16 protein-coding genes are annotated in these 17052 nt (G+C 72.3%); 6 read left to right on the top strand and 10 right to left on the bottom strand.

Annotated features, from left to right (window positions below):
- The first annotated feature begins 133 nt into the window (after nt 1-133).
- On the top strand, nt 134-832 hold the full coding sequence (locus OG905_RS32875; RefSeq protein ID WP_328679907.1) for a serine hydrolase: 699 nt from the start codon (nt 134-136) through the stop codon (nt 830-832).
- Here the strand turns inward: OG905_RS32875 and mycP are convergent.
- Together mycP and OG905_RS32865 are read right to left on the bottom strand one after the other, a co-directional pair.
- A complete protein-coding gene (mycP, locus tag OG905_RS32870; protein WP_328679906.1) occupies nt 819-1997 on the bottom strand; it encodes a type VII secretion-associated serine protease mycosin in 1179 nt (392 codons plus the stop codon). The genes OG905_RS32875 and mycP overlap by 14 nt on opposite strands.
- On the bottom strand, nt 1994-3133 hold the full coding sequence (locus OG905_RS32865) for a hypothetical protein (RefSeq protein WP_328679904.1): 1140 nt from the start codon (nt 3131-3133) through the stop codon (nt 1994-1996). Before OG905_RS32865 ends, mycP begins: the two co-directional genes overlap by 4 nt.
- A 685-nt stretch (nt 3134-3818) precedes the next feature.
- Here OG905_RS32865 and OG905_RS32860 point away from each other — a divergent pair.
- Nucleotides 3819-5021: an amino acid deaminase/aldolase gene (locus OG905_RS32860; RefSeq protein WP_328679903.1), complete on the top strand. Its 1203-nt coding sequence runs from the start codon at nt 3819-3821 to the stop codon at nt 5019-5021.
- A gap of 240 nt (nt 5022-5261) precedes the next feature.
- On the opposite strand, the gene OG905_RS32855 is transcribed toward OG905_RS32860, so the two are convergent.
- From OG905_RS32855 to OG905_RS32840, 4 genes are read right to left on the bottom strand one after another with little or no spacing between them, the layout of a single operon-like run.
- Entirely contained in the window at nt 5262-6215 is a 954-nt protein-coding gene (locus OG905_RS32855) for a DUF2510 domain-containing protein (protein WP_328679901.1), read from the bottom strand.
- 41 nt (nt 6216-6256) lie between these two features.
- Nucleotides 6257-7042 carry a 3-oxoacyl-ACP reductase gene (locus tag OG905_RS32850; RefSeq protein ID WP_328679899.1) on the bottom strand — a complete coding sequence of 262 codons (786 nt, stop codon included), beginning with the start codon at nt 7040-7042 and terminating at the stop codon, nt 6257-6259.
- A gap of 6 nt (nt 7043-7048) precedes the next feature.
- Entirely contained in the window at nt 7049-8413 is a 1365-nt protein-coding gene (locus OG905_RS32845; protein ID WP_328679897.1) for an aldehyde dehydrogenase family protein, read from the bottom strand.
- 8 nt (nt 8414-8421) lie between these two features.
- Complete coding sequence (locus OG905_RS32840; RefSeq protein ID WP_328679895.1) at nt 8422-9786, bottom strand: glutamine synthetase family protein; 1365 nt, start codon at nt 9784-9786, stop codon at nt 8422-8424.
- 78 nt (nt 9787-9864) lie between these two features.
- Here OG905_RS32840 and OG905_RS32835 point away from each other — a divergent pair, with 78 nt between their 5' ends.
- The 3 genes from OG905_RS32835 to OG905_RS32825 all read left to right on the top strand — a co-directional run bounded on the left by OG905_RS32835 (nt 9865) and on the right by OG905_RS32825 (nt 12864).
- Nucleotides 9865-10593 carry a FadR/GntR family transcriptional regulator gene (locus OG905_RS32835; protein ID WP_328679893.1) on the top strand — a complete coding sequence of 243 codons (729 nt, stop codon included), beginning with the start codon at nt 9865-9867 and terminating at the stop codon, nt 10591-10593.
- Between the two features lie 119 nt (nt 10594-10712).
- Entirely contained in the window at nt 10713-12158 is a 1446-nt protein-coding gene (gene eat, locus OG905_RS32830; protein ID WP_328679890.1) for an ethanolamine permease, read from the top strand.
- Nucleotides 12159-12186: 28 nt separating this feature from the next.
- Nucleotides 12187-12864: a gamma-glutamyl-gamma-aminobutyrate hydrolase family protein gene (locus OG905_RS32825; RefSeq protein WP_328679888.1), complete on the top strand. Its 678-nt coding sequence runs from the start codon at nt 12187-12189 to the stop codon at nt 12862-12864.
- Nucleotides 12865-13105: 241 nt separating this feature from the next.
- Here the strand turns inward: OG905_RS32825 and OG905_RS32820 are convergent, their stop codons facing one another.
- Nucleotides 13106-14032: a LysR family transcriptional regulator gene (locus OG905_RS32820; RefSeq protein WP_328679887.1), complete on the bottom strand. Its 927-nt coding sequence runs from the start codon at nt 14030-14032 to the stop codon at nt 13106-13108.
- 70 nt (nt 14033-14102) lie between these two features.
- Between OG905_RS32820 and OG905_RS32815 the strand changes: the two genes are divergently transcribed.
- Nucleotides 14103-15233 carry a TDT family transporter gene (locus tag OG905_RS32815; protein WP_328679884.1) on the top strand — a complete coding sequence of 377 codons (1131 nt, stop codon included), beginning with the start codon at nt 14103-14105 and terminating at the stop codon, nt 15231-15233.
- On the opposite strand, the gene OG905_RS32810 is transcribed toward OG905_RS32815, so the two are convergent.
- The 3 genes from OG905_RS32810 to OG905_RS32800 form a co-directional block, all read right to left on the bottom strand.
- Nucleotides 15234-15515 (bottom strand): hypothetical protein, encoded by a 282-nt coding sequence (locus OG905_RS32810; RefSeq protein ID WP_328679882.1) that lies wholly within the window; start codon nt 15513-15515, stop codon nt 15234-15236.
- Nucleotides 15516-15645: 130 nt separating this feature from the next.
- Entirely contained in the window at nt 15646-16368 is a 723-nt protein-coding gene (locus OG905_RS32805) for a helical backbone metal receptor (RefSeq protein ID WP_328679881.1), read from the bottom strand.
- 9 nt (nt 16369-16377) lie between these two features.
- Nucleotides 16378-16956 (bottom strand): helix-turn-helix domain-containing protein, encoded by a 579-nt coding sequence (locus OG905_RS32800; RefSeq protein ID WP_328679879.1) that lies wholly within the window; start codon nt 16954-16956, stop codon nt 16378-16380.
- Nucleotides 16957-17052: the final 96 nt, after the last annotated feature.

The raw sequence follows: 17052 nt of genomic DNA, 5'->3' as shown, positions 1-17052 counted from the left end.
ACGAGCCTAGCCGCCCCCGCTCCGGCGATTTCTCACCGGACCCGAATGTTGGACACAGGCCGCGCCCCGCGCCGTATCGTCGGCCCCGCCGCCCGAGTCCCCGTCGTGGAGTCCCGAGCCAGCGGAGGTCACCGTGGATCTCGATACGGTGCTCGCCGCCGCGGTCGAGCCGGTCCTCGCCCGGTCCGGCGCGTCGCTGTCGGTCGCGGTGCTCGACACCGCGAGCGGGGAGAGCGCGGTGTACGGCGAGGAGACGTACGACACCGCGAGCATCGTCAAGGTCGACATCCTGGCGGCTCTGCTGCTCGCGGTGCAGGACGCGGGCCGTTCGCTCACCGCACAAGAGAAGACGCAGGCAGCCGCCATGATCCGACTCAGCGACAACACGGCGGCCACGGCGCTGTGGGGGACGATCGGCGGGGCGCAGGGGCTCGACGCGGCCAATGAGCGGCTCGGTCTCACCGAGACGGCCGGGGCCGATGCCTGGGGGCTGACGCAGACCACCGCCCGCGATCAACTCGCTCTGCTTCAGACCGTGTTCGGTACGGACTCGGTGCTGAGCGAGGCATCACGTACGTATCTGCAGGGGCTGATGGAGCAGATCTCGACGGACCAGGACTGGGGGGTGTCGGCGGCCGGTAGCGGCTGGGCGCTCAAGAACGGCTGGATGCCACGGACCGCCACCGGGCTGTGGGACGTCAACAGCATCGGCCGGGTCTCGGTGGACGGCCGAGTCTGCCTGGTGGCGGTGCTCTCGGACGGGCATGCGACGAAGGAGGCGGGCATCGCGCTCGTCGAGGCGGCGGCGCGGAAAGCGGTCAGTTCCCTCTGACCGGGCCGCCGCGCCAGAGGGCGGCCGCGCCCAGCAGCACCAGCACGCCCATGCCGCCCGCGAGCGGGGCGAGCCAGGCGGCCGGTTCCGAGTCCTTGTCCGCGCGGGCGGGGCCCGGGCCGAAGTACTGCTTGCCGAAGCCCGCGGATGCGGCCTTCAGATCCGCGGGGCGCAGCTTCGCGCCCGCCTTGATCGCGGCGGCCGGGTCGACGCTGCCGTAGCCCTTGGCATCGTCGCGTCCCCCCTTGGGGCCGTTGCGGGCGGTGTCCGCGAGGAGCTTCTTGATCTGGGCCGGGGTGAGAGCGGGATGGGCCGCGCGCACCAGGGCGACCGCGCCGGAGACGAAGGCGGACGCGGCACTGGTGCCCCAGCCCTGGTAGTACTCCCGGTCGGGGTCGGCGATGACGATGTCGACGCCGGGGGCGCTGACCGTGGCGTACCAGCGGCGGGTGGAGAAGGCGGCGTGCGTGCCGAAGCGGTCGACTGCCGTCACGGCGATCACACCGGGGTAGGCAGCGGGATACGAGATGTGGTCGCCCTTCTCTCCGCCGTTGCCGGCCGAGGCGACGACGACGCAGCCCTTGGCGAGCGCGTACTGCACGGCGGCGTCCTCACCGGCCTCCGGGTGCGCGGACTCGCTGTCGTCCCCGAGCGAGAGGTTGATGACGTCCGCGCCGTTGTCGGCGGCCCAGCGGATGCCCTGGGCGAGGGCGTTGCCGCGGGTCTTGCGGGCCTTCTCGCGGGCCTTGTCGGTGCCTTCGAGGATGACGCGGACGGGGAGGATCTTGGCCTCGGGGGCGATGCCGATGACGCCCTCCTCGTCGTCGAGGCCGTGGCCGTGGGCGGCGATGATGCCCGCCATCGCGGTGCCGTGCCGGGCCCAGGAGCGGTCACCCTGCTGGGCGCCGAAGCCGATGAAGTCCTTGCCGGGCAGGACCGAGCCGACCAGGTCGGGGTGGCTGTCGTCGACTCCCGTGTCCAGGACCGCGACGGTGATGCCCTTGCCCTTGGTGGTGTTCCAGGCCTGGTCGGTGTGCAGGGCGTCGAGGCCCCACTGCTGGGCCCGGATACCGTCCGCGTGCGCGGGCGTCGCCGGGAGCAGGGCGAGGGCGGCGGCCGCGAGGGCCGCGGCGATGCGGTGGCGGTGGCGGTGGCGGCGGTTCATTCGGGCTTCTCCGTGGCCGTGCTGACGGACTTGCGCAGACCGCCCTCGATCCGGTCCGCGATGCCCGTCGCCTCATGGCCGAGGCCCGCCTGCGCCGGCGCCGACGTCGCGCCCTCCGCCTTGGCCTCGGCGGCGGGCAGCGGGTCGGTGACGGTGCGTCCGTCGGCGAAGCCGGACACGGCGTAGACGACGACGGGCATCTCGGTCAGGACGCTGACCGTCCAGCTCGCGCGCTGCCGGTCGCCGAAGCCTGCGGCGGCGGTGCCCTTGGAGGGGAGGGTGCGGGGCATCAGATCGTGGCGCTCGTCGAGACCCTGCTCGGTGAAACGGGAGTTCAGTGTGCCCATCGCTTCCGCGTCGGCCTCAGTGAAGATCATTCCGACCGTGGTGACACTGCTCGCGGTGGCGTCGGTGTAGGTGGCGCGCAGCACCCGGACGCAGCCGACCGGCTGGAGCGTCTTGAGCAGCAGCGGGTCGAGTGCGGGTGCGCAGGGGCCGTCCGGCGCGACGGCGATCCGCGTCCAGACGCGGTCCGCGCCGCCGGGTCCTGCGCCCTCGCCCCTGAGGGTGCGGGGGAAGAGCGTGTCCACGGGGACGCTGTGCCACAGCGTCCGGGTCTCGGTGTAGCCGGTGCGGGCGCTGGGGTCCGCACTCGAGTCGCCGGTCAGCCAGCTGCCGGTGGCGGCGCCGCCGATCAGCCCGAGGCCGAGGACGACACAGGCGAGGGCGCCGATGGTCCGTGCCGGGCGCCGGGTCCGTACGGGGCGGAGCCGGGTGGTCATTTCGGCCGGGGTCTCCGGCGGCACCCAGGAGTAGGCGGCGGGTCCCGGGTGCGCGGGGCGTGTGCCGGGTGCGGGAGGCGTGAGGTCGACGGAACCGACGGGCCTGCGGCGGGCGGGGGCGACGACGGGCCGCGGCGGGGCCTCGGGCGGCAGGGGTGCGGAGCGGGGCGCGGCGATGGGCCGCAGCCTGGCGGTGGTCTCGACGGGTGCGACGGGCGGCTCCGCGCCGGCGGACGGCCGCGCGGGCGGTACGTCGGGACGCGGGGGTATGGCGGCCGGCGGCTGGGACGCGGGGGCGCTCGGGGTCGGCTCGGGACGCGGGGGTGTACCGGTCGGCGGCCGGTGTACGGGCACGCTCGGTGACGGGGCGGCGGTGGGTGCGGGCCGGGGCGCCTCGGAACGCCCGGCGGCGGGCGGGCGGGCCCCGGTGGAGGGCGTACTCGGCGACGCGTCGGAGGCGGACGGGCGAGGAGGTCCGTCGGCTTCGGGGCGACCGGCCGCGGGCGTCGAGGGCGCCGGGCGACCGGCTCCACCAGCAGGACCGGGACGGCCGTCAGGAGCCGGGACCGGCGTAGCGGGCGCGGGGCGACGAGGTCCGTCGGCGTCAGCGCGACCGACGGCGGGTGCCGTCGAAGGCGCCGGGCGTGCGGCCGCGGGCGTACTCGGGGCCCCAGCTCGGTCGTCGTCGCCCGGGTCCGGGGGCAGGAGCTTGGCGATGCCCGAGATGCGCAGTTCCTTCGGGGCCGTCTCCGGCGGGACCAGCGCATCCGTGATGCGCGAGGCGCCGGGCGTCGTCTCCCCGTCGTCGGGCTGAGACGAGGCAGAGCCGGAAGGGCGCTGCGCCTCCGTGCTCATCCCGCCCCCTGTTCCTCGTCCACGTACACCAACGGATCGCCTTTCGGGGCAGGCCCGTTCGTCACCGCGTGTGCGTCACTCTACGGGCTCGAACGCACCCGGCGGCAACGAGACCGGGGGTCCGGGCGGATCTGCCCAGAACATCCCCCTACCCTGCGGTAATCGGGTCTGGCAAGCTCGGGCCATGACGCCCCTTGCCGCTGACCGGGCCCGCTACGACAGGGCCACCGCCCATCTCGACGCGCCGCTCGCGGTCGTCGATCTAGACGCGTTCGACGCGAACGCCGACGACCTGGTGCGCAGAGCGGGCGGCAAGCCGATCCGGGTGGCGAGCAAATCCGTACGCTGCCGGGCGCTGCTGGAGCGGGTCCTGGCGCGGGACGGTTTCGCGGGAATCATGTCGTTCACGCTGGACGAGTCGCTGTGGCTGGCACGGGCCGGGTTCGACGACGTACTGCTGGCCTACCCGTCCGCGGACCGGTCCGGTTTCGCCGAGCTCGCGGCTGATCCGAAGCTCGCTGCCGCCGTGACCGTGATGGTCGACGACGCGGCTCAGCTCGAACTGATCGACCGCTCGCGCGCCGGCGGCAAGGAGGAGATCCGGGTCTGTCTGGAACTCGACACCGCGCTGCAGCTGCTGAGCGGTCGGGTACGGATCGGGGCGCGCCGTTCGCCGCTGCGTGAGCCCGCCCAGCTGGCCGAGCTGGCTCGTTCGATCGCGCGCCGCCCGGGCTTCCGGCTGGTGGGGCTGATGGCGTACGAGGGGCATGTCGCCGGTGTCGGCGACTCGCTCGCGGGCCGTCCGCTGCGCTCACGGGCGATCAGGCTGATGCAGGCGGCGGCCCGCAGGGAGCTGGCGGAGCGGCGGGCGGCCGTGGTGCGTGCGGTGCGGGCGGTGACGCCGGACCTGGAGTTCGTGAACGGCGGCGGCACCGGCAGCGTCCAGCACACGGCGGCCGAGGACGCGGTGACCGAGATCGCCGCGGGCTCCGGGCTGTATGTCCCGAGGCTGTTCGACAACTACACGTCGTTCACGGGGCGTCCGGCCGCCCTTTTCGCGCAGCCCGTGGTGCGCAGGCCCGGCGTGGGCGTGGTGACCGTGCTCGGCGGCGGGTATCCCGCCTCGGGTGCCGCGGGCGCGGACCGGCTGCCCGTGCCGTACCTCCCGGAAGGGCTGCGTTACGACCCGCAGGAGGGCCCCGGCGAGGTGCAGACCCCGCTGCTCGGCTCACCCGCCGACGATCTGCTGATCGGCGACAAGGTGTGGTTCCGGCACGCCAAGGCCGGGGAGTTGTGCGAGCGCTTCGACACGCTGCACCTGATCGAGGGCGACCGTGTGACGGGGACGGCGCCCACCTATCGGGGCGAGGGCCAGACCTTCCTGTAAAAGGCGAGCAGCCCTAGGGAGTGTCTTCAAAGTAGCGTCGTCCGCCCGGAGGGCGGGCCTGGCGGCGTCTGGTGCGTGCGATCGCAAGGCGGAGGAAAGAGCCCACGCGGAGCGTCGGCGACTGACGACAACGCAGCGAGCGTGCGTGCCAGGCGTCGCCAGGTGGGGGTACCTCCCAGGCGAAGCTCTGGGGGAGGGACTTTGAAGACACGACCTAGGGCCTGATCCGAACGACAGGCCCTAGCCCGGGCCGATGCTGCTGCCCACCCCGCCGCTCGTCGCGTCGCCGATGGGCCGGATGCTCGCGGCGATCTTGTCCATGTCCGCGAGCTTCGGCGCCTCGGGGCTCGCGTCGAAGGCGAAGCGGACGATCACCATCGACTCGCTCCCCACCGACGAGGGGAAGACCAGCGACTGCACGTACCCGCCGGGGCCCGCTCCGGTGACAACCCGCCAGCGGACGAGATGGCCGGCGCGCCCGGCGACCGCGGCGGACTGGGACTTGAGCACCGTGTGGGACCTGATGCCGCCGTAGATGCGGGTGCCGACGGCATCTTCCTCGTACGCCTTGTCCGCCGCCGTCGCGATGTCCTGCTCGGCCAGCGCCGCGGGCGATTTCCCGTCCGTGCGCGATGCGGTGATGGAGGACACCCGGCCTCGTCGGCAGAGCGGCGAGCCGCCCGCCGGGCAGTCGTAGGTCTCGTCCGTGACCATCGTCGCGCCCTCGTCGAGCGAGCTGTCCGATTTCTCCCAGCCCTCGGGGATCGGGATGGTGATGCCGTTGAGCTGGTCGGTCAGTGACCCGGAGTCGTCCGTCGCGGGCGGAGTCGTGGACTGGCTGTTCTTCGGGTCCGCCGTGGTCGCGGCCGGCTCCGAGACGTTCGGCGCGGCACCGGGGTCCGCGTCGTCGCCCTTCCCGAGCAGCACCGCACCGACGGCGACAGCGCCCACGAGGACGACACCCGCGGCGGCGAGCGCCAACAGCCGCCCCCTGCCGCCGCCTCCGGACGCCGCGTGCGCCATCGGCACGGTCGGCGGTCCGAACCCGGCGGGCCCGGCCGGGACCGGCGGCGGGACCGGGACCTGCGCCTGGACCGGGCGGGTGTGCGCGGTCCAGACGGTCCCGTCCCACCAGCGTTCGGTGCCGGGCGTGTTCGGATCCGGAAACCATCCGGCCGGGGTCGTCATGCTCATCCGGCCACCCTAGGGGGCCGAACGAGCCCCTTCCACGGGCGTTATACGGGAGTGACGTACGCGCCCGCGATACCGCCGTCGACGAGGAAGTCCGTCGCGTTGATGAAGGAGGAGTCGTCGCTGGCGAGGAAGGCCACGGCGGAGGCGATCTCGTCCGCCTCCGCGAAGCGTCCGGCCGGGATGTGCACCAGGCGGCGCGCGGCACGCTCCGGGTCCTTGGCGAACAGTTCCTGCAGGAGTGGGGTGTTGACCGGCCCCGGGCACAGCGCGTTGACGCGGATCCCGTCGCGCGCGAACTGCACGCCGAGCTCGCGCGACATGGCGAGCACGCCGCCCTTGGACGCGGTGTACGAGATCTGCGAGGTCGCCGCGCCCATCCGGGCCACGAAGGAGGCGGTGTTGATGATGGAGCCGCGGCGCTGGCGGCGCATGTAGGGGATGGCGGCCTTGCAGCACAGGTAGACGGAGGTGAGGTTGACCTCCTGGACGCGCTTCCATGCTTCCAGACCCGTGGTGAGGATGGAGTCGTCGTCGGGGGGCGAGATGCCCGCGTTGTTGAAGGCGATGTCGACGCTGCCGTAGGTGTCGAACGCCGTCTTGAACAGCGCCTCGACCTGCTCGGGGTCGGTGACGTCGACGCGTACGAACGTGCCGCCGACCTCGTCGGCCGCGGCCTTGCCCGCGCTCTCGTCGATGTCGGCGCACACGACGTTCGCGCCCTCGGAGGCGAGACGGCGCGCGGTGGCCAGCCCGATGCCGCTGCCTGCGCCGGTGACGACTGCGGTACGGCCCACGAGGCGGCGGCAGATGGGGGTCTCAACGGTCATGATGCTTCAGGCCTCCGTGCTGATGAAGACGTTCTTGGTTTCGGTGAAAGCGGTGAGGGCGTCGGGGCCCAGTTCACGGCCGAGGCCGGACTGCTTGTAGCCGCCGAACGGCGTCCAGTAGCGGACGCTGGAGTGGGAGTTGACCGACAGGTTTCCGGCCGCGACGGCACGCGAGACGCGGATCGCGCGGCCGATGTCGCGGGTCCAGATCGATCCCGACAGGCCGTACTCGGTGGAGTTGGCGAGCCGGACCGCATCGGCCTCGTCCTCGAAGGGGAGGACGACGGCGACCGGGCCGAACACCTCCTCGCAGGCCGCGGGGGCGTCCGGCGCGAGGCCGGTGAGAACGGTCGGCGGGAACCAGAAGCCGGGGCCCTCGGGGGCGGTGCCTCGGATCCCCTGCAGCTCGTCGGTGACGTACGAACGCACCCGGTCCAGCTGCACCCGGGAGATCAGCGGGCCCATCTGCGTCTTCTCGTCGGCCGGGTCGCCGACGACGACGGACTCGATCGCGGGCGCGAGGAGGTCCAGGAAGCGGTCGTACACCGAACGCTGCACCAGGATGCGCGTGCGCGCGCAGCAGTCCTGGCCACTGTTGTCGAGGAAGGACATGGGGGTCGCGGCGACCGCGGCCTCGATGTCGGAGTCGGCGAAGACGATGTTGGGGCTCTTGCCGCCGAGTTCGAGCGTCACGCGCTTCACGCGCTCGGCGCATCTGGCCATGATGCTCTTGCCGACCCTGGTCGAGCCGGTGAACACGATCTTCGCGACGCCGGGGTGCTCGACGAGCGCGCTGCCCGCCACGTCGCCCGCGCCGGGCAGTACCTGGAACAGATCCTGCGGAAGGCCTGCCTCCAGGGCGAGTTCGGCCAGCCGCAGTGCGGTCAGCGGGGTCGTCTCCGCAGGCTTGAGGAGGACGGCGTTGCCGGCCGCCAGCGCGGGGGCCGTGCCCCAGGCGGCGATCGGCATGGGGAAGTTCCAGGGCGCGATCACACCGATGACGCCGAGCGGTTCGAGGATCGTGATGTCGAGGCCGCCCGCGACGGGGATCTGGCGGCCGCTGAGGCGCTCCACTCCCCCGGCCGCGAAGTCGAGGAGATCGCGCACGTTGCCCGCTTCCCAGCGGGCGTTGCCGATGGTGTGCCCGGCCTCCCGGACCTCCAACCGGGCCAGTTCTTCAAGGTGTTCGTCGACGACGACGGCGAAGCGGCGCAGCAGCCTTGCCCGGTCGGCGGGTGCGGCCGCCGCCCAGCCCTGCTGTGCCTTCGCGGCCCGGGCGACGGCGGCATCGACCTCGGCGGCCGTCGTCGCGGGGACGCTCGCGACGACTTCTTCGGTCGCCGGGTTCAGTACCTGGAGCTCGTACGACAAGTGGTTCCTCACAGACGTTCGAAGGAGCGGCGCAGCTCCCAGTCGGTCACCGCGGCGTCGAAGGCCTGGAGTTCGACCCGCGCCATGTTGCGGTAGTGCGCGACCACCTCGTCGCCGAACGCGGCCTTGGCGATGGGGCTGTTCTCCCACAGTTCGGCGGCTTCGCGCAGCGTGGTGGGGACCTGTTCGTACCCGGCGGTGTAGGCGTTTCCGGTGCACTCGTCCGGGAGTTCCAGCTGCTGCTCGATGCCGTACAGACCGGCGGCGACGAGTCCGGCGACGGCCAGGTGCGGGTTGACGTCGCCGCCCGGCAGCCGGTTCTCGAAGCGCATCGAGCGGCCGTGGCCGACGACGCGCAGCGCGCACGTGCGGTTGTCGTAGCCCCAGGCAACGGCGGTGGGCGCGAAGGAGCCGGGCTGGAAGCGCTTGTAGGAGTTGATGTTGGGCGCGTACAGCAGCGAGAAGTCACGCAGCGCGGCCAGCTGTCCGGCCAGGAAGTGCCGCATGACCCTCGACATTCCGCCGGCTCCCTCGCCCGCCATCACATTGCGGCCGTCGGCGTCCTGGAGCGAGAGGTGGATATGACAGGAGTTGCCCTCGCGCTCGTTGTACTTGGCCATGAAGGTGAGCGAGACGCCCTCCTGGGCGGCGATCTCCTTCGAGCCGGTCTTGTAGACGGCGTGCTGGTCGCAGGTGACCAGGGCCTCGTCGTACTTGAACGCGATCTCGTGCTGGCCGGGGTTGCACTCGCCCTTGGCCGACTCGACGGTGAGGCCGGCCGCGGCCATTTCGTTGCGGATCCGGCGCAGCAGCGGCTCGATACGGCCGGTGCCGAGGACGGAATAGTCGATGTTGTACTGGTTGGCCGGGGTGAGATCGCGGTAGTTGCGGTCCCAGGCCTGCTCGTAGGTGTCCTTGAAGACGATGAACTCCAGCTCCGTGCCCACATGCGCGGTGAAGCCGTGTTCGGCGAGGCGCTCCAGCTGGCGGCGCAGGACCTGGCGGGGTGCGGCGACGACGGGTGAGCCGTCGTTCCAGGCGAGGTCGGCGACGAGCAGAGCGGTGCCCTGGTTCCAGGGGACTCGTCGCAGTGTGGTGAGGTCGGGGTGCATGGCGAAGTCGCCGTAGCCGCGGTCCCACGAGGACATCTCGTAGCCGTCGACGGTGTTCATCTCGGTGTCGACGGCGAGAAGGTAGTTGCAGCCCTCGGTGCCGTGTTCCAGGACCTCGTCCAGGAAGAAGGGTGCGGCGAACCGCTTGCCCTGGAGTCGCCCTTGCATGTCGGGGAAGGCCAGGACGACTGTGTCGATCTCACCGCTCGCTACGAGGGCGCGAAGCTCCTCGACCCCGAGCGGGGGTTTGCGGTCTGCCACGGGATTACGCCTCCTTGGGTCAGCCGGAAGCCATAAGGTATTACCCAAGACCATTGCCTGGGAAGAGGAAACGGCAACGTGGCGGAGAAGAACAATGCGGGCGACCCGCTGACACCCGTACTGCGCACCGTACGCGCGGGCAACGGCTTCGAAGAGGCGCTGGAACAGATTCTTCAGCTGCTGCGCCTCGGCCTGGTCCCGGGCGGTGAGCGGCTGCCCGCGGAACGTGAGCTCGCCGAGCGGATGGGGATCAGCCGGGTCACGCTGCGCGAGGTGCTGAAGGTCCTGACCGACCAGGGGCTCGTGGAGAGCAGGCGCGGCCGGTACGGCGGCACCTTCGTGCTGCACCGCCCGGACGCCCATGGCGAGGACGAGCTGCGCAGGCGCGTCGCGGCGGTGGACGTCGAGGACACCCTGCGTTTCCGCGAGGTCCTGGAGGTGGGGGCCGCCGGACTGTGCGCCGCGTACGGCCTGACCGACGAGGGCGCGGACCGGCTGCGTACGGCGCTTTCCGCGACGCACGACGCGCCGCTCACCGAGTACCGGCGCCAGGACACCCTGCTGCATCTGACCCTCGCCGAGCTCTCCGGCTCGCCCACCCTGACCGCCCAGTACGCCGCCGTGCGGGCGACGCTGAACGAACTGCTGGACTGCATTCCGCTGCTCGTACGCAATCTGGAGCACTCCCAGCATCAGCACACCGCGCTGGTCGAGGCGGTTCTGGACGGGGACGCGGACGCGGCGCGCGAGGTGATGCGGGAGCACTGCGAGGGGACCGCGGCGCTGCTGCGCGGCTTCCTGTCCTGACACCCGTCGTCGGCCGAGCCGTAACCACAGGTTTACGCACGGGGCTTGCGCATCCCCGACGGCTACCGCAATGGTGTCCGCACAAACCTTTGAACCTCTGCACCTGCCAGGAGCGACTCATGGCCCAGGGCACCACCACGCGCGAATCCTCCCCAGCCGACGACGCCTATCTGAAGGCCCGCACGCTGCGCCGCGGCAGCGCCGGCTGGCTGCTGCTCACCGGCCTCGGCGTCGCCTATGTCGTCTCCGGGGACTTCTCCGGCTGGAACATCGGCCTTGCCAAGGGCGGCTTCGGCGGGCTCGCGATCGCGACCCTCCTGATGGGCGTGATGTACGCCTGTCTCGTCTTCGCACTCGCCGAGCTGTCGGCGATCCTTCCCACCGCGGGCGGCGGCTACGGCTTCGCCCGGCGTGCACTGGGCACCTGGGGCGGGTTCCTGACCGGCACCGCGATCCTCATCGAGTACATCCTCGCCCCCGCCGCGATCTCCATCTTCATCGGCGACTACGTCGAATCGCTCGGCCTCTTCGGGCTGGAGTCGGGCTGGCCCGTCTATCTCGCCTGTTTCGCGATCTTCATCGGCATCCATCTGTGGGGCGTCGGCGAGGCGCTGCGCTTCAGCCTCATCGTGACGGCGATCGCGGTCGCGGCACTGCTGATCTTCGCGGTCGGCGCCTTCACAGACTTCAGCACGGGCAATCTGGACGACATCCCCGTCGACAAGGACGCCCTCGGCTCGGGTTCCTGGCTGCCGTTCGGGCTGCTGGGCATCTGGGCCGCGTTCCCCTTCGGGATGTGGTTCTTCCTGGGCGTCGAGGGCGTACCGCTGGCGGCGGAGGAGGCGAAGGACCCGGTGCGCTCGATGCCGCGGGCACTCGCCATCTCGATGGCGATCCTGGTGCTGCTGGCCGTGGTGACATTCTTCGCGTCGACCGGCGCGCGGGGCTCGGCGGCCATCCAGGAAGCCGGAAACCCGCTCGTGGTCGCCCTGCAGGGCAACGGCGATCCGACACCGCTCAGCCGCTTCGTCAACTACGCGGGCCTGGCCGGCCTGGTCGCGTCCTTCTTCTCGCTCATCTACGCGGGCTCGCGCCAGCTCTTCGCGCTCTCCCGCGCCGGCTATCTCCCCCGCTTCCTCTCCCTCACCAGCCGCCGCAAGTCGCCGTACCTCGGGCTGCTGATCCCCGGGGCGATCGGCTTCGCGCTGGCGGCGGGCACCGGGAACGGAGCGCGGATGCTCAACATCGCTGTCTTCGGCGCGACGATCTCGTACGCGCTGATGGCCCTCTCGCACATCGTCCTGCGCCGTCGCGAGCCGGGCCTCGAGCGCCCGTACCGCACGCCGGGAGGTGTGCTGACCTCCTCCGTGGCGTTCGTACTGGCGCTCTCCGCGCTGGTGGCGACGTTCCTGGTGGACAAGGACGCGGCGTTCATCGCGCTCGGCGTCTACGCCGTCGCCCTCGCCTACTTCGCGATCTACAGTCGGCATCATCTGGTCGCTCGCGCGCCGGAGGAGGAGTTCGCGGCGCTGGCGGCGGCGGAGGCCGAACTCGAACGCAACTGAACAGGACCGGAACGGAACGGGAGTCGCTGTGTCCAAGCCGCTCATCGGTGTCACCACCTACCTGGAAACGGCCGCGTGGGGCGTGTGGGAGATGCCCGCGGCTGTACTGCCCGCCGGATATCCCCGCCTCGTCCAGGCGGCGGGCGGCCTCGCCGCACTGCTCCCGCCGGACGAACCGGCCTCGGCCGAGTCGGTCGTGGCCCGGCTGGACGGCCTGGTCGTCGCGGGCGGCGCGGACGTCGAGCCCGTACGGTACGGAGCCGAGCCCGACCCGCGCACGGGCCCACCCGCGCGGGACCGGGACGCCTGGGAACTCGCCCTGATCCGGGCGGCGTTGGCGGCCGGAACCCCGCTGCTCGGGATCTGCCGCGGCCTCCAACTGCTGAACGTGGCGCTCGGAGGGACGCTGGTCCAGCACCTGGACGGGCACGTCGGGGGTGTGGGCGTCTTCGGCCGCCACACGGTCAAGCCGGTACCGGGCACGCGGTACGCCTCGATCGTGCCGGAGGCGACGTCCGTCCCGACCTACCACCACCAGTCGGTGGACCGCCTCGCCACCGCGCTCACGGCGAGCGCCCACGCGGAGGACGGCACGGTTGAGGCGGCGGAGCTGGCGGGGGCGGGGTGGGTGCTGGGGGTGCAGTGGCATCCGGAGGCGGGTGAGGACGTGCGGGTGATGTCGGCGCTGGTGGAGGCGGCGGGGTGATTTTCCCGCGCCCCTTCCCGGAACTGGGGCCGGCCCCATTCCCTGGGGCGGGAACGTTGGGCTGCCGCCCGCCCCCACGAGCGCCGGCTTCGCGGCGCGGGGCGACCAAGCGGCCACCCGGCAAGGGGGCCGCGGAGCGGGTGGAGTCGGGACGTAGAGCGTGATGTGTGGCGCCCGGCGCAGCCGCCAGACGGTCACCGACACCACACCGGGCACCCCCGCGGCCCGCACCCCGGACCGCTCACCCCGACCTCGTCAGCGTGAGCAAATCCCTCGCCGGGCCCGTCGGGCGGTGCGAGGTCGGCCAGACCGCGCGCAGGGCCCGGCGCAGGTCGACCCCCTCCAGCGGGATGCGCGTCAGGCGGCGCGACGCCAGCTCCTCCGTGACGGCCAGTTCGCTCATCACCGCCGGCCCCGCCCCGCTCACCGCCGCCGCCTTGACCGCCGTCGTCGAGGCGAGTTCAAGCAGCGGCTCCGCCAGCCCCCCGCACCCGCTCAGCGCCGAGTCGAGGACCTGCCGCGTCCCCGACCCCCGCTCCCGCAGGATCAGCGGGGCCGCCGCCAGTTCGGGGGCCGAGAGCGGCGTACGGCGCCGCGCCCACGCGTGGCTCGGCGCCGCCACCACCACGAGCCGGTCGTGGCCGATCACCGCGCCGTCCAGGCCTTCCGGCACGGACAGGCCCTCGACGAACCCCAGGTCCGCCTCGCCCGCGAGCAGCCGCTGAGCGACGGCCGCGGAGTTTCCGGCCGACAGCGAGACGGCCGTGCCGGGCCGTGCCGCACGGAGCGCGATCAGCCAGCCGGGCAGCAGATACTCCGCGATCGTCATCGAGGCAGCCACCCGCAGCCGCGAGTCCCGTCGCCCCCGTAGCGCCTGCGCCCCCGCGTCGAACGCCTCGGCCGCCTCCACGACCCGCCGGGCCCAGTCGGTGACGAGCGCCCCCGCATCCGTGAGCCGGGAGCCGCGCGGGGACCGGTCGACGAGCGCCACTCCCAGTTGGCGCTCCATCGAGCGGATCCGGCTGCTCGCGGCGGGCTGGGTGATCCCGAGCTCACGCGCCGCGCGCCCGAGGCTGCCGTGCCGGGCGACGGCCAGCAGCAGCTCCATCGCGCCCAGATCCGGCACCCGGTGTGCGAGCGGAATCCGCTCTTCATCCCCATCGCTCATAAACCCAGCTTATGGGGCCATAGGGCAGCGGTCCGTGGTGGGGAGCCTCGCCCGGCCCGACAGTGGGGAAATGGTCACAGCCGTGCAGCCCCGCACCCGCACCACCGCGTCAGCTCTCACCACCGTCCGGCTGCCGTCGCTCCGCCATTTCGGCCCCAATTGGTACGCGACGGTCATGGGCACGGCCATCGTCGCGACCGCCGGCGCCGGCCTCCCGGTCGATGTGCCCGGCCTGCGGACCGCCTGCACCGCGGTGTGGGCGCTGTCCGCCGCGATGCTCGCCGTCGTTCTGACCGCCCGCGCCGCCCACTGGGTCCACCACCGCGACCAGGCCCACGACCATCTCGTCGACCCGGCGATCGCGCCGTTCTACGGCTGTCTGTCGATGGCACTGCTGGCCGTCGGCACCGGCACCCTGACCGTGGGCCAGGACGTGATCGGCCACAGAGCCGCGGTGGCGACGGCGGCGGGGCTCTTCGGCGTCGGCACGCTCATCGGCCTCGCGGCCGCCGTCGTCGTCCCGTACCTGATGGTCGTACGACGGCGCGTCGGGCCCGCCACCGCCTCGCCCGTATGGCTGCTTCCGGTCGTCCCGCCGATGGTCTCCGCGTCGCTCGGCCCCCTGCTGGTGCCGCATCTGCCCGCCGGACAGTGGCGCGAGGCGCTGCTGCTCGCGAGCTACGCCATGTTCGGGATCAGCCTGCTCGCGACGCTCACCATCCTGCCGGTGGTCTTCTCCCGGCTGATCCACCACGGCGCCCTGCCGCTCGCGCTCACCCCCTCCCTCTTGCTGGTGCTCGGCCCGCTGGGCCAGTCCACGACCGCGGTCAACAAGCTCGCGGACGCGGCCCCGGGGGCGATCGACGCCCAGTACGCGCAGGGCTTCGGCGCGTTCGCCGTGATCTATGGCGTACCGGTGCTGGGCTTCGCCCTGCTCTGGCTGGTACTCGCCGCCGCGATGGTGGTGCGGGCCGCCCGGAAGGGCATGCCGTTCTCGATGAGCTGGTGGGCCTTCACCTTCCCGGTCGGCACGTGTGTGACCGGCGCGGAGGGCCTCGCCCACCACACCGGCCTGGTGGCCCTCGAATGGCTGGCCGTCGGCCTGTACGTACTCCTGGTCACCGCCTGGGCGGTGACCGGCTTCCGTACGCTGCGCGGCCTGCTCGGCGGAGCGCTGCTCGCGGCGCCCCGGCAGACGTGACTACGGGATCAGTGAGTTGTGCAGCACCACCACGGACGTGTCGAAGGGCGGCGCTCCGAGCTCCTGTGCGACAGGCATGAGCTTCCCTTCCACGAACTGCCGGAACGCGGCTTCCGACTCCCATACGTCGACGACCTGCCAGCCGCCGTTCTCCCCGGGCGCCGCGAGGTGGGCGATGAGCCCCGTGGGCGGCTTCGTACGGTCCGGGATCGCCCGGTCGAAAGTCGCCTGGTACAACTCCTCGTTCCAGCCGGCGCCGTAGTTCTGCACCAGAACTGCCATCTCAGCTCCTCGATTCACGTCCGAAATCAGCTTGCCTGCCACGCTATGTCCACACCTCGGTTACAGCGAGTGGTGGCGAAGGACCCTGCGCCGTCCGACGGAATCCAGAAGGAACGCAGGTACCAGGCAGCTACAGCCGGCCGAGTCCTCGTCGCAGCGCCGTGCCGAGAACCGCCGGCGCCTCGGCCAGTGACGGCCCGTACCAGGTGAGATGCCGGCCGCTGACCAGCGCGGCCGGCAGCGAAGGAAAGGCTTCGGGCCCGTCGTCCGCCGTGAAGCGGTACGGCTCGTCCGGCAGGACCGCCAACTGGGCGCCGCAGTCCCGCAGTTCCTCCAGCGGGATACGGGGATAGCGCTCGGCGTGCCCCGCGTACACGTTGCCGACGCCGAGCCGGGCCAGCAGATCACCGGCGAAGGTGTCGCGCCCGAGCACCATCCACGGCCGCCGCCAGATGGGCACGACCGCCCGCAACTCCCCCAGCGACGCGAGCCCGGCCCAAGCCGCCTGCGCCTCGTCCAGCCAGCGGGGACGCGTGAGGCCGCACCCGGCCACCAGGACCCGCTCCAGCTCGCGGAAGGCCTGGTCGAGGTCGCGTATCTCCGTTTCGAGCACCTGGATGCCCGCCGCCCTGAGCGCCGCCAGGTCGGGCGCCCGGTTCTCCTCCTCGTTCGCGATCACCAGCTCGGGGCGCAGCCGGATCACGGCTGCCACGTCCGGGTTCTTGGTGCCGCCGATCCGTACGACGTCGAGCCCGGCGGGATGGCTGCACCAGTCCGTGGCCCCGACCAGCAGCCCGGGCGCGCTGACGGCCACGGCCTCGGTCAGCGAGGGCACCAGGGAGACGACGCGCATGACGGCTTCCTACGGCTCCGGCGTCTCGATGTGGTCGGAGACCGTGACGACGATGATCCGGGTGTCGGGTGCGGTCGCGCGCCAGCGGTGCCGTACGCCTCCGGAGAGGAAGAGGGTGTCGCCCCGTGCCAGGCGGTAGGCGCGGCCTTCCGCCTCGACCTCCGCCGCGCCGTCGGCGACGTACATCAGCTCGTCGTTACGGTGCTCGAACTCGCGCCCCGTGTCCTGCTCTCCGGTGAATTCGAGGGCCTGCAACTGGTGCTGCCCCCGCACGAGCCGACGGGTCCTCGCAGTGGGCGGCAGCTCACCGCCGTGCGGGGCGCGTACGACCTTGATGGTGCGGGCGGCGTCGGAAGCGGCGAGCAGCCGTGCGGTCGTGGTTTCCAGGGCGTCGGCGACCCGCTGGAGCGAGCGGGTGCTGGGGCGGGCCCGCTCGTTCTCGATCTGGCTGAGGAAGGGCACAGAGAGGCCGCTGCGCTCCGCCACCGCGGCGAGCGTGAGGTCCAGGGCGCGGCGGCGTCTGCGGACAGCGGCGCCCACCCGAAGGGGTTCGGTCTCCTTCGGGTCCTTCGCGTCCTTCGCGTCCATCTGGCGGACTCCCCTCCCCTTCCCTGGTCCTGTCCTCACCTTACGCAGCTTCCGGCTCCGGTTTCCCGCGCAGGCCACCGCACCCGGGTACGCACG

This window comes from Streptomyces sp. NBC_00322 (assembly GCF_036147535.1).
Taxonomy (GTDB): domain Bacteria; phylum Actinomycetota; class Actinomycetes; order Streptomycetales; family Streptomycetaceae; genus Streptomyces.
This window is presented reverse-complemented; position numbering and strand designations above follow the sequence as displayed.